9 protein-coding genes are annotated in these 12,055 nt (G+C 67.3%); 5 read left to right on the top strand and 4 right to left on the bottom strand.

Annotated features, from left to right (window positions below; all coding sequences use genetic code 11):
- Positions 1–368: 368 nt before the first annotated feature.
- Positions 369–899, bottom strand: a complete 531-nt coding sequence (locus AB3X98_RS07250; protein WP_069262660.1) for a disulfide bond formation protein B — start codon at positions 897–899, stop codon at positions 369–371.
- 138 nt (positions 900–1,037) lie between these two features.
- Positions 1,038–2,417 carry an amidase gene (locus AB3X98_RS07245; protein ID WP_368603978.1) on the bottom strand — a complete coding sequence of 460 codons (1,380 nt, stop codon included), beginning with the start codon at positions 2,415–2,417 and terminating at the stop codon, positions 1,038–1,040.
- Between the two features lie 213 nt (positions 2,418–2,630).
- Between AB3X98_RS07245 and AB3X98_RS07240 the strand changes: the two genes are divergently transcribed.
- The gene (locus AB3X98_RS07240) at positions 2,631–4,388 is read left to right on the top strand and encodes a cation:proton antiporter (protein WP_069262658.1); all 1,758 of its coding nucleotides are present in this window, start codon (positions 2,631–2,633) and stop codon (positions 4,386–4,388) included.
- Positions 4,389–4,521: 133 nt separating this feature from the next.
- Entirely contained in the window at positions 4,522–5,892 is a 1,371-nt protein-coding gene (locus AB3X98_RS07235) for a gamma-glutamyl-gamma-aminobutyrate hydrolase family protein (RefSeq protein ID WP_368610227.1), read from the top strand.
- Between the two features lie 81 nt (positions 5,893–5,973).
- Here AB3X98_RS07235 and AB3X98_RS07230 read toward each other — a convergent pair whose 3' ends face one another.
- Positions 5,974–6,513 (bottom strand): GNAT family N-acetyltransferase, encoded by a 540-nt coding sequence (locus tag AB3X98_RS07230; protein WP_069262656.1) that lies wholly within the window; start codon positions 6,511–6,513, stop codon positions 5,974–5,976.
- Between the two features lie 344 nt (positions 6,514–6,857).
- Here AB3X98_RS07230 and AB3X98_RS07225 point away from each other — a divergent pair, with 344 nt between their 5' ends.
- On the top strand, positions 6,858–8,153 hold the full coding sequence (locus tag AB3X98_RS07225; protein WP_069262655.1) for an MFS transporter: 1,296 nt from the start codon (positions 6,858–6,860) through the stop codon (positions 8,151–8,153).
- Between the two features lie 83 nt (positions 8,154–8,236).
- On the opposite strand, the gene AB3X98_RS07220 is transcribed toward AB3X98_RS07225, so the two are convergent.
- On the bottom strand, positions 8,237–10,174 hold the full coding sequence (locus AB3X98_RS07220; protein ID WP_368605537.1) for a tetratricopeptide repeat protein: 1,938 nt from the start codon (positions 10,172–10,174) through the stop codon (positions 8,237–8,239).
- Positions 10,175–10,327: 153 nt separating this feature from the next.
- Between AB3X98_RS07220 and AB3X98_RS07215 the strand changes: the two genes are divergently transcribed.
- A complete protein-coding gene (locus tag AB3X98_RS07215) occupies positions 10,328–10,648 on the top strand; it encodes an ArsR/SmtB family transcription factor (RefSeq protein ID WP_368610226.1) in 321 nt (106 codons plus the stop codon).
- The gene (locus tag AB3X98_RS07210) at positions 10,645–11,703 is read left to right on the top strand and encodes a cation diffusion facilitator family transporter (RefSeq protein ID WP_342948566.1); all 1,059 of its coding nucleotides are present in this window, start codon (positions 10,645–10,647) and stop codon (positions 11,701–11,703) included. The genes AB3X98_RS07215 and AB3X98_RS07210 overlap by 4 nt, the downstream gene beginning before the upstream one ends.
- Positions 11,704–12,055: the final 352 nt, after the last annotated feature.

Genomic DNA, 12,055 nt, shown 5'->3' with positions numbered 1-12,055 from the left:
ACCCGGGGACATTGCGGATCAGGCGCGCGTTACGAGAGGGGCGCGCCAACACCGGCCTCGCGCACGTAGATCGCCATCCAGTTCCGAAGATAGCACCGCTTGCCGCAGGAAAGTATTTCCCCCGCAAGATGGGGGTTATGTGACTTGGGTCATGACGCCGTCACAGCGCGCACGGCGGCGCAACGCCGCTGCGCGCGGCAATCGCGCCCGGATGGCCGGGGAAGGTGCGCAAGTCGTGCGCGATTCGATGCTACGGTGCAAGGCTCACGCTCGCCTCGCGCTGGCGGGCGGGCCGCCCGATGGCTGGGCGGCGCAAGCGTTTGAAGAGCCGGCGGAGCCTGAAATGGCGCGGTGCGCCCTTTAACCGGTCAGCGGCGGATGCCGGGCCACGACACCTGGCGGCGCCGGTTGCGCCACAGGCTCAGGATCACGGCCAGGAACACGATGATGAAGGCGAGCAACGACCACACCGGCATGGTCAGGCCGAGCGTCGGCGGGTAGGTGGTTTCGCAAAGACCCTGGACCTTGAACACGCCTGGCAGCCAGTGCGCGAAAGGCAGGCTATCGACGATGGGCTGCAGCGTGTCGAAACCGCAGCTGTAGTTGGGGAACGCCTGCACCCAGACGAGCTTCGCGGACGCGACTGCGCCGCCTGCCGCCGAAAGCACCACGAGCGCTTCGAGCACGCGCACGCCGCGCCAGCTCGTCATACGCGCGCCGAGAAAGGCGAAGACCGCAATCAGGATCAGGAAATAGCGCCCCAGGATACACAGCGGGCACGGGTCCTGATGCTCGACATACTGGAAGTACAGGGCGCCGCCCAGGAGCGCGAGGCAGATCAGGCCAAGGAGGACCAGCAGGCCGCGCTCGCGGCGCAACAGCGCGTTATCGTCGTTCATGAGGCTCGTTCGTTCGGGTTATCTGGCGCAGCGCACGGGCGGCTGCGACGGCGTGACGGGATTCTAGCGCGAAGGTTGCGTGCGGCGCGGACGTGTCCTTGCCCGCGCGCAGGGGGGCTCAAGCGATTTCCGCTCAAATCAGCGCAGCGGCGCGAGCACGGCCTCGACGCCGCGGCCAATGGCGAGCAGCGCGTCGTCGTTGTCAGGCGCGGCGGCGAGCATCAGCCCGACTGGCGCTGCGCCGTAGTGGTGGCATGGCAGCGAGAGCGCGCAGGCATCGAGGAAGTTGAACGCGCTCGGGTTGCGCAGCACGAGTGCATTAGTGCGCGCGAAGACATCGTCGTCGGCGGCAAGCGGGGCGACGGGCGGCGGCGCGATGGGGACAGTCGGCGCGATCACGGCGTCGAAGCGCGACCAGAGCGTAGCCTGCGCCTCGGCCATGACCGACGCGCGCGCGGCGATCAGATCCAGATAGTCGACGGCCGTCGCGTGCTCGCCCTTCAGGATGCGCACCAGCACGCGCGGGTCGTACTGGTCCCGATGCTTCGCAATCAGCTCGCGATGCCATGCATACGCTTCCATCGGCGAGAAGCCGATGCGGTTGATCTCGGCGAAGCGCTCGAAGGCGGCGAAGCGGACTTCGCTCACGATCGCGCCGGCGGCATCCAGATGCTTGAGCGCCGTATCGATCGTTTCCGCGACTTCGGGGTCCACGTCGTCGGTCACGTAGTGGGTGAGCACGCCGAGGCGTACGCCTTCGAGGTGGCGCGTGGCCGGCACGTGCGGCGCCAGCCCGGCGAGCACGCGGTCCGTGAGCGCGCAGCACGCCACCGTGTTGCCGATCGGGCCGAACGAGTCGAGCGTGGGGGAGAGCGGCACGCCGCCCGTTTTCGGAATGCGCCCGGCGGTGGGCTTGAAGCCCGTGAGACCGCAGAACGCGGCGGGAATGCGAATGGAGCCGCCGGTGTCGGTGCCGAGCGCGACGGCGGCCATGCCGTCCGCGACCGAGGCCGCCGCGCCCGAGGACGAGCCGCCCGCCACGCGCGCGTCGCCTGCCACGCCGCGGCGCCAGGGCGAGAGCGGCGTGCCGTAGTGCGGATTCAGGCCGAGCCCCGAGAACGCGAATTCACTCATGTTGGTGCGGCCGACCAGCACTGCGCCCGCATGGCGCAGCCGCGCGACGACGGTGGCGTCCTCTTTGGCGGGCGCCGCGTTCGCGAGCGCTGTGGAGCCCGCGCGCGTGACTTCGCCCGCCACGTCGAAAAGATCCTTCACCGAGACGGGGATGCCCGCGAGCGGCGAAAGCACCGTGCCGGACGCGCGCAGGCGGTCGTGCGCGTCGGCGGCGGCGCGCACGCGCTCGGCGTCGACCTCCGTGAAGACGGTCGCGCCTTGGCCGGCCGGGTCGGCGATGCGCTCGAGCGCGGCTTCGGCGAGCGCGCGGCTCGTCGTGCGGCCCGCGGCGAGATCGGCCGCGAGCTGGGCGAGGGGAGGGAACGGGGTAAAAGCGGTGGTCATGGCGGCGGAAGACTTGGTCAATGCGCGGCGGCGCGCTGCGCGAAGTTCAGCAAAGCAGGCGGGCGGCCCGCCGGCGAAGGGCGCCGAGGGCGGTCGGCGCCTGCAAGGGTCGCATCATTGTAGGTCGGCTTTTTTCCTCGCGTGCGATTTGGCTCACGCCGTGCATCGGGTAACATGCTCAGACTCGATAGCTATTTGTAAGGAAAGACCTTCATGCACCACGGAATCGGCTTCATTCAGGACCTGGCAGTCGTGATGGCGCTCGCAGGCGTCGTCACCGTGCTGTTTCATCGCCTGAAGCAGCCGGTCGTGCTCGGCTATATCGCGGCGGGCGTGATCATCGGGCCGTACACGCCGCCGTTCCAGCTCATTCACGACGAGCAGACCATCCAGACGCTCGGCGAGCTCGGCGTGGTGTTCCTGATGTTCTCGCTCGGCCTCGAATTCAGCCTGCGCAAGCTCTTCCAGGTGGGCGCGACCGCCATCGTCGCGGCGCTCTCGGAAATCGTGCTGATGCTGTGGATCGGCTACGAGATCGGTCGCGCGTTCGGCTGGGCCACGATGGATTCCCTGTTCCTCGGTGCGATTCTCGCCATCTCTTCGACCACGATCATCGTCAAGGCGCTCTCCGATCTCGGCGTGAAGCGCGAGCCGTTCGCACAGCTCGTGTTCGGCATCCTGATCGTCGAGGACATTCTCGGCATTGCCATGCTCGTGCTGCTGGGCGGCATCGCGCAGACGGGCGAGCTTTCGCCGGGCATCGCACTCATCACGCTCGGCAAGCTGCTGCTCTTCATGCTGGTCTCGCTGCTCGCGGGCATCCTGATCGTGCCGCGCGTGCTCGGCTACATTGCGCGCGTGGGCAACGACGAGATGCTGCTCGTCTCGGTGCTGGGCTTTTGCTTCGGCTTTTGCCTGCTGGTCGTGAAGCTCGACTATTCGATCGCGCTCGGCGCATTCCTGATCGGCGCGGTCATGGCCGAGTCGCGCCATCTGCATCGCATCGAGCATCTCGTCGCGCCGCTGCGCGATGCGTTCTCCGCCATTTTCTTCGTGACGATCGGGCTCATGCTCAACCCGCTCGTGCTGGTCGATTACGCCTGGCCGATCGCCGTGATCTCGATTGCCGTGGTGCTCGGCAAGCTCGTGTCGTGCGGCCTCGGCACCTTTCTCGCGGGCCGCGACGGGCGCACCGCCATGCGCGTGGGCATGACCGTCTCGCAGATCGGCGAGTTCTCGTTCATCATCGCCTCGCTCGGACTCACGCTGAAGGTGACGAGCGGGTTTCTCTATCCGATCGCCGTGACCGTCTCGGCCATCACGACGCTCACCACGCCTTACCTCATCCGCATTGCCGATCCGCTCTCGCAGCGCCTCGCGCGCGCCATGCCGCCCGCCGTCTCGAACGTGTTCGGCATGTACAGCCAATGGCTGCGCTGCCTCGTGCCGCGCTCGGACGGGCCGACGATCTTTTCGCTCACGAAGCGCATCGTCGTGCAGATTGCCGTGAATCTCGCGCTCGTCTCGGCGATCTTCATCGGCGTGTCGTATGGCGCGCGCTACGCGTCGCCGTTGCTTGCACACTGGATCGGCGACGAGCGCATTCAGCGCGTCGTGCTCTGGAGCGCCGCGCTCGTGCTTGCGATGCCGTTTCTCGTGGCGGTGTGGCGCAAGACGCAGTCGCTCGCGCTGTTGCTCGCCGAAGTGAGTGTGCAGCCGGAGAAGGCAGGGCGCTTCACACGTGCGATTCGTCATGTGATTGCGGAACTGGTGCCCGTGGTCTCGATGTTCGGCGTGTTCCTGCTCGTGGCGGCGCTCTCGGGGACGATCCTGCCGCCCACGGGCTTCCTCGTCGGCGTGCTGGTGTGCGCGGCCGCGCTGACCATGCTGCTGTGGCGCTGGTGCGTGAGGATCCACGCGTCGATGCAGATTGCGTTGCGCGAGACCTTCGACGAGCGTCCGGATGCCTGACCTGAGCATGGTCGAGACGCCGCTGGTGTGACGGGATGTGAGCAATTGTGTGCGGGGGTGGCGGCGGCGTGCCGTGCGACGGATAATCAAAGCCTGTTCATTCGTTCGCGCGCCGCGCGCCTGACCCCACGTCATGAGCGATAACAAATCAGACCAACCCGAGGCCCCTGACGGCGCAAGCCGTCCTGCCGATGCCGGTCCCGCCGGCGCCCCCGCGGCCCCGTCCTCTCCTCCCGCCGGTTCTCCCGGCACTTCTGCTGGTTCTCCCTCCGCATCGCCCTCCGGTTCACCCTCTGGGGAGGCCGCGCAACGTGCCTCGACCGACGCGCCCGAAAGCGCTTCGACCGTTACGCCCAGCGCTGGGGGGGCAGCAGCGGCTTCCACGCCCGGCGAGTTGCCGAAGCAGACGCCGGCGGGCACGACGCCGAGTATTCCGATCAGCGAAACCGCCGAGGCCGGCAAGGCCGCGCCCGCGCCGGCCCCGCATACCGAACCGGCGAGCACGGGCGAGGCGGCAGCGTCTGCTGCGCCGCAACGTCCTGGTGCCGCGCCGGCCGGCTTCGGCCAGGCACCCGACTTTACGGCACATCATCCTCCGCCGCCCGGTGCCATTCCGCCGGAACCGCCGCGCTATCTGCGCGCGAGCGATTCGGCCTGGGCGGTGTTCGGCCGCATCGTCGTGGCGCGAGCGCGGCAACTGTTCGACCGCGCCGGACAGCGCATCACGCAGCGCACGCTGCGCATCGGCGTCTCGGCGCGGATCTTCCACCCGGAGCCGGGCGCGCAAGGGCTGCGCGGCAAGACGTTGCAGTACCTGGAGGAATCGATCGCACACTGGGTGATGTCCCGGGACGTCATCGTGTTCATGATTCCGACGGTCGGGCACCAGGGGATGCTGCACCCGAGCAATATCCGCCTGCGCGATTACGCGAAGCACCTCGATGGCCTGCTGCTCCAGGGCGGCGCCGACGTCTCGCCGCAGACGTATGCGGAAATCTCGCCACGCCCCGAATGGCCGGGCGACCGTGTGCGCGATATGTACGAACTCGAACTGCTGCATGAGTTCGTCGAATCGGGCAAGCCGGTGCTGGGTGTGTGCCGCGGCTGCCAGCTCATCAACGTGGCGTTCGGCGGCACGCTTTACCAGGACATCGCGAGCGACGTGCCGACGGCCGGCGTGCACGTGAGCGAGCATTACGACCAGCATCGACACGCGGTCACGTTCCCGGAGGGCTCGACGTTCGCGACCATGTTCCCGGGGCGGCGCGAGGCGATCGTCAACTCGATTCACCATCAGGCCGTGAGGAATCTCGGACGCGACCTGACCGTCGAGGCCGTTTCGGCGGGCGACGGGCTCATCGAGGCGGTGCGTTACCGGCGCTCGCCGTTCGTCGTGGGCGTGCAATGGCACCCGGAGTTCCATCGCGCAGGCGGTCCCGAACTGCTCGACTGCACGCCGCTGCTCGACACCTTCTTGCGAACCGCGCGCGAAACCCGCTTCTGATTGCCAACCACGCTGCAACCCCATCCCGGCCGCGCGCAACCTGCGTGCGGCTTTTTTATTTCGGTCGCCTTCCTCGGAGTCCTACCTGATTCCGAGCTCGTCGAGCCGGTATACGTAACGCAGTGCGGTAATGTCGATGCCGCCCATGCGGTCGGGCTCCGAGCCGGAATAGGTCCAACCCTGGCGCTCATAGAACGCAATCGCGGGCGTGTTGCCGTCGAGCACGTACAGATAGAGCTGCGTCTCGCCCTGGGCGCGCGCCCAGTCCTGCGCTGCGCGCATGAGCCGCTTGCCGACGCCGGTGCCCTGATGCGCCGGTAGCGCATGAAGATTGTCGAGCAACACGCCCCAGGGAGAGCCTGGCTGGCGTTCGACGCACACGAAGCCCACGGCCGCACCCGATGCAAGCTCGGCGATCAGAACGAGCCGCCGTTCGCCGCCTGGCGCCTCCATGCGCGCGCGCCAGTAAGCCGCGCGCTCGGCGTCGACTTCGCGCTCGAGAAACGCAGCGGGCAGCAGCGCACGATACGTGGCCTGCCAGCTTGCGGCGTGCATGGCGGCGAGCAAGGGAGCATCGGCGACGGTGGCCGGACGCAGCGTGAGGGCGGGGATTTCGGGCATGCGGATGGCGGACGTGTGGGCGTCTGGATCAGGGCGCGCGTCGGGGGCCGCGCGCCGAGCCCTGCTGCAAGATATTTTGCCCCATTCGAGGATATTCGCGGCGGGCTTGCCACGCATGAAAGCGTGACGAAGTGTAATCGTAATAAAAATGGAAGAAATGACTTCCGTTGATGCTTTTTGCTAGCCTCTTTTAAGGAAATGCCCGAATATCTGAGTCCCGGCGCGTACCGCACAATAAAATGCCCGCGCGCGCGCCCGCGCGACCCTCGCTTTACCGCGAGTGATTGTTTCTCACTGTCCCGCGAGCCGCTCAGGCTTCCCGGTCAGTCTCTTCAGAGAGTGTCATGTCTACCGCGTCCCACGCATCCCCAGGCGAATCGAAATTCCGGACCGTTTTCCGCGTCGTCAGCGGCAACTTCCTGGAAATGTACGATTTCATGGTCTACGGCTACTACGCTTCGGCGATCGCCCGGACCTACTTCCCGAGTGACAATGCGTTCGCTTCGCTGATGCTCACGCTGTCCGTGTTCGGCGCAGGCTTCCTCGTGCGTCCGCTCGGCGCCATCATCCTCGGCGCGTACATCGACCATCACGGCCGCCGCAAGGGCCTCATGCTCACGCTCGGCCTGATGGCGTTCGGCACGCTCGCGGTTGCCGTCGTGCCGGGTTACGCGACCATCGGCATACTCGCGCCGGCGCTCGTGCTGGTGGGGCGCCTGCTGCAGGGCTTTTCCGCGGGCGTGGAACTGGGCGGCGTCTCGGTCTATCTCTCCGAGATCGCGACCAAGGGCAACAAGGGCTTCTACGTCTCGTGGCAGTCGGGCAGCCAGCAGGTCGCCGTGGTGTTTGCCGCGCTGCTTGGCGTGCTGCTGCATCGCCTGCTACCGGTCGAGCACATGACGAATTGGGGCTGGCGTGTGCCGTTCCTCATCGGCTGCCTGATCGTGCCGTTCCTCTTCATCATTCGCCGCTCGCTCCAGGAAACGGAGGAGTTCGCGAAGAGGAAGCATCGTCCCTCGATGGGCGAAATCATGGCGTCGATGGTGCAGAACTGGGGCGTCGTGATTGCCGGTATGGGCATGGTCATCATGACCACCGTGTCGTTCTACCTCATCACCGCCTATACGCCGACCTTCGGCAAGGAAGTGCTCAGGTTGAACGAGATCGACACGCTGATCGTGACGGTTTGCATCGGCTTGTCGAATCTCTTCTGGCTGCCGGTTTCCGGCGCGGTTTCGGACCGTGTGGGCCGCCGCCCGATGTTGATCACCTTCACCGTGCTCACGATCCTCACCGCCTATCCCACGGTGCAGTGGCTCGTGGCGGAACCGTCGTTCGGCCGCCTGCTCACGGTCGAGCTGTGGCTGTCGTTCCTCTACGCCTGCTACAACGGCGCGATGGTCGTGGCGCTCACCGAAGTCATGCCCGCCGACGTGCGCACCGCCGGCTTCTCGCTTGCCTACAGCCTCGCGACGACGATCGGCGGTTTCACGCCGGCGATCTCGACCTACCTCATTCACGTGAGCGGCAACAAGGCTGCGCCGGGTGCGTGGATGGGCGTCGCGGGCGTGTGCGGCCTGATCGCGACGCTCGTGCTCTATCGCACGCCGGAAGCGCGCAATCAGTACAAGGCGGCTTGATTTGCGGATCGGTTGATCTGCGATTTCGCGGCAAAAGCAATAAAAAACGGGGCGCTCAGGCGCCCCGTTTTTCATTGTGTCGCTTACGCGTCGCGCAACTCGCGCGCGACCGTGTCCACGACTTCCGCCCACGCATGCGGGCGCGGCTGACGCACGAGTCGCGCGCGCGGGTACCAGGGGCTTTCGTCGGTGCCCGCAAACCAGCGCCAGTCCGCGGCGAACGGCAGCATGACCCAAAGTTTTGCGCCCAGCGCGCCCGCGAGGTGGGCGATCGACGTATCGATCGACACGACGGCGTCCAGACGTTCGATCACGGCAGCGGTATCCGCGAAGTCCTGCAGCTTGCGGCCCAGCCGGTGGATCGAGCGCGCTCGCGGATGCGCGTCGAGCGCCGCGTGCTCAGCGGCGCTGAGTTCGGGCTGCAGGACGATCCAGTCGATGCCGTCGAGCGCGAAGAGCGGTTCGAGCGCGGCGAGCGCAATCGCGCGATTTTCGTGCTTCTGGATGCGTCCGGACCACGCGAGGCCGATCTTGCGCCGCGCCTGGCCGCCCAGCGAGCCGCGCCACTTGCGCCTGTAGGCAGTGCTCGCGTTGAGGTAGGGCGTGCGCGCTGGCAGTGTGTCGATGCTCGTGCCGAGCGCGAGCGGCAGCGAAAGGAGCGGGCAGTGAAGGTCGGCAGCGGGCCGGGGCGCGCCCTGCTCGACGAGCGTGACACGCCAGGCCTCGGCCGCGGGTGCGATGAGCGGCACGAGCGCGCGCTGCACTTCGAGCACGACGCGCGCACTGGCTTTCTGTGCCACGGCCACGACTTGCGGCACGAAGCGCACGAACTGAAGCGTGTCGCCGTAGCCCTGCTCGGCCTCGATCAGCAGCGTGCGGCCGTTCAGGGGCTCGCCGTGCCAGCGTGGCAGCGCATTTTGCGGCGTGCGCGGCGCAATCGTTGCACTCACCTGCGGGGGCGGGGTGTAGCCCGCGCCGCGCGGTGCGTTGGCATGCGCCTCGTCGCGTGCGGCCGGATCGAGCCGCCATTCGTACTCGGGCAGTCCACGCCGGAAGTCGCCGAGCGTGAGCCACGTGAGCGCGCGATTCAAATGCGCGGCGGCCAGATCGGGCCGCACGCGCAGCGCTTCGTCGAAGGCGCGCAGCGCGGCCGCATGGCGGCCGAGCGCGTGATGCGCCACGCCGAGCGCAAGCCAGGCGAGGGCAAATTTCGGATCGAAGCCGATCGCCCGCTCGTAGGGTCCGATGGCAGCGTCGTGGCGGCCGAGCGCGGCGAGCGCGTTGCCGAGCCCGAAGAGAGCAGGCCCGAAATGCGGCTGCAGCGAAAGCGCCGTTTCGAAGGCGGCCACGGCCTCGCTGTGATGGCCGGTCGCATCGAGCGTATTCGCAAGATTGAAATGCGCGGCGACGAAGCGCGGCTGCACGCGCAGCGCCTTCTGGAACTGTTCGATCGCGCTCGCGCTGTCGCCAAGCGCGTTGAGCGACATGCCGAGATTGTTGTGCGCCCCTGCATGGCCCGGGCGGATCTTGAGCGCGCGGCGAAACGAGTCGGCGGCTTCGGCATGGCGGCCGAGCGCGTGCAGCGCGTTGCCGAGATTGTTGTGCGAGGAGGCGTCGCCGGGCTGCAGGCGCACGGCCTGGCCGAACGCGTACATCGCGTCCTCGTGCCGGCCGATCGCCGCATAGGCGTTGCCGAGGTTGTAATGCGCGAGGGCAAAGGCGGGTGCGAGCGTGAGCGCGTTGCGAAAGCGCTCGATCGCGCCTTCCAGTTCGCCGAGTGCCTTGAGCGCGTTGCCCAGGTTCAGCTGGAGCGCGGCGTCGTCAGGGCGCAAGGCGACCGCGCGACGCACGAGGTCCGCGGCTTCGGCGTGCTGGCCTCGCTGATGCCGCAGCACGCCGAGCAGATGCAGCGCATCGACGTGCACGGGATCGGCGGCGAGCGTCGCGCGGTAGTCGCGCTCGGCGTCGTCCAGCCGGCCGTCGCGATGTGCGGCGTACGCGCGGACAAAAAGCTGTTCCATGACTGAAGAAGCAAAACGATCGAGACACAAAGGCGGCATTTTCCCACACTCGCGGACCCGTTCCCGAAGTTGGCCGAATGTTGAATGAAAGTTGACCTGCCGCTGTTGCCGAACTAACATATGAACATCTGTTCATATGTATCGTGTGTAGTCATGACCCCAGTTTCCGATGACGAGCGCATCGTACCGCTCGCCGACCTCTTTCGTTTGCTCGGCGACGCAACCCGTCTGCGTATCGTGCTCGCCTGTGTTGAGGACCGGATCGCGGTGGGGGCGATCGCCGACACGCTCGGTCTTTCGCCGTCGCTCGTGAGTCACCATCTGCGGCTTTTGCGCGCCGCGCGCGTCGTGCGCGCCGAACGCGAGGGCAAACAGATGTTCTACACGGCCGCGGACGCGCATATCAGCGCGATGATCGCCGGCATGCTGGAACACGTGGCCGAGCCCTCGGCGCAATGGCAGGAGGGCGCATGAGCGCAGCGGATCACGAACACGCGCATGACGGCGAGGGCGCCGGGAAGCACGAGGGCGAGCACGACCCTGCGCACGACGCCCACGCGCCGCACGGGCAGGCTCACGCGCACGGCCACCATCACCATCATCACGCGAGCGTCGCGGGCCACGGCCGCGCGTTCGCCATCGCCGTCGCGCTAAACGTCTTCATCGTCGTCGTACAGGCGGTGTACGGCGTGCTCGCGCATTCCACCGCGCTGCTCGCCGACGCCGGCCACAATCTCTCCGACGTGCTCGGCCTGCTGCTCGCCTGGGGCGCCGGGTGGCTCGCCATGCGCCGTCCGTCGGCGCGCTTCACGTTCGGGTTCGGCAGCTCGTCGATCCTCGCCTCGCTCGCCAACGCCGCGCTGCTCCTGCTCGCGTGCGGCGCGATCCTCGCGCAGGCGCTTGGCCGACTGTTCCATCCGGCGCCGGTCGCAGGCTTCGACGTGTTCGTCGTGGCGACCATCGGCATGGTGGTCAACGGTTTTTCGGCGTGGCTTTTCATGCGCGGGCAAAAGGACGACCTGAACATTCGCGGCGCCTTCCTGCACATGGCCGCCGACGCCGGTGTTTCCGCCGCCGTGGCCGTGAGCGGTCTGCTGATTCTTGCGACCGGCTGGAGCTGGATCGATCCGCTCATGTCGATCGCCGTGGTGCTCGTGATCGTGTACGGCACCTGGGGGCTGTTGCGCGAGTCGGTGCGGCTTGCCCTCGCGGCCGTGCCCGAGAACGTCGACATCGTGCGCGTGCGCGGCTTCCTTGTGCAGCAGGAGGGGGTCGTCGACGTGCATGACCTGCACGTCTGGGCGCTTTCGACCACGGGCTGTGCGTTGAGCGCGCACCTCGTGATGCCGGCTGGGCACCCCGGCGACGCCGCGCTCGATCATATGGTCGAGTCGCTCCAGGTGCGCTTCGGCATGCGGCACGTGACGTTGCAGGTGGATCTCGGCACGAGCGAGCATCGCTGCGCACTGGAGATGCCGGACGTCGCGCACAGGCACACGCCAACGCGCGGGCATCCGCACGCGCACTGAAGCGCGGCCATTCGCGCAGCGACTTCCCGCTCGATTCAAAGCGCATTTGATGCGCTGCCGCGCGACCGGTCCCGGCGCGGGCGATACACTAAGGGCCTGCTCACATGAATAACAGGCTTGCGCTGGCCACCAGAAGGGCCGAGCGCAAGGATTGCGACGAAGCGAATACTCAACGTATTCGTGAGGAGCATGACGCAGCGATCGGCCCTTCTGGTGGCCAGCCCCTGTAATGCAATTAGTTGGTTTGGGGAACGTGCCTTGCCGGCCGCATTGCAGCGTCGCGCGTCGCTTGATTGGCTCGGCCAAACGGCGCGCCGCCCTCCTTGCACTGCAGCCGGCAAGGCGCGTTCGC

It is taken from the genome of Paraburkholderia sp. BR14312, assembly GCF_040948675.1.
GTDB lineage: Bacteria > Pseudomonadota > Gammaproteobacteria > Burkholderiales > Burkholderiaceae > Paraburkholderia > Paraburkholderia nodosa_A.
This window is presented reverse-complemented; position numbering and strand designations above follow the sequence as displayed.

Bases quoted from the DNA above. Each gene is read 5' to 3' on its own strand.
- AB3X98_RS07250 (WP_069262660.1), bottom strand. From the start codon at position 899: ATGAACGACGATAACGCGCTGTTGCGCCGCGAGCGCGGCCTGCTGGTC.
- AB3X98_RS07245 (WP_368603978.1), bottom strand. From the start codon at position 2,417: ATGACCACCGCTTTTACCCCGTTCCCTCCCCTCGCCCAGCTCGCGGCC.
- AB3X98_RS07240 (WP_069262658.1), top strand. From the start codon at position 2,631: ATGCACCACGGAATCGGCTTCATTCAGGACCTGGCAGTCGTGATGGCG.
- AB3X98_RS07235 (WP_368610227.1), top strand. From the start codon at position 4,522: ATGAGCGATAACAAATCAGACCAACCCGAGGCCCCTGACGGCGCAAGC.
- AB3X98_RS07230 (WP_069262656.1), bottom strand. From the start codon at position 6,513: ATGCCCGAAATCCCCGCCCTCACGCTGCGTCCGGCCACCGTCGCCGAT.
- AB3X98_RS07225 (WP_069262655.1), top strand. From the start codon at position 6,858: ATGTCTACCGCGTCCCACGCATCCCCAGGCGAATCGAAATTCCGGACC.
- AB3X98_RS07220 (WP_368605537.1), bottom strand. From the start codon at position 10,174: ATGGAACAGCTTTTTGTCCGCGCGTACGCCGCACATCGCGACGGCCGG.
- AB3X98_RS07215 (WP_368610226.1), top strand. From the start codon at position 10,328: ATGACCCCAGTTTCCGATGACGAGCGCATCGTACCGCTCGCCGACCTC.
- AB3X98_RS07210 (WP_342948566.1), top strand. From the start codon at position 10,645: ATGAGCGCAGCGGATCACGAACACGCGCATGACGGCGAGGGCGCCGGG.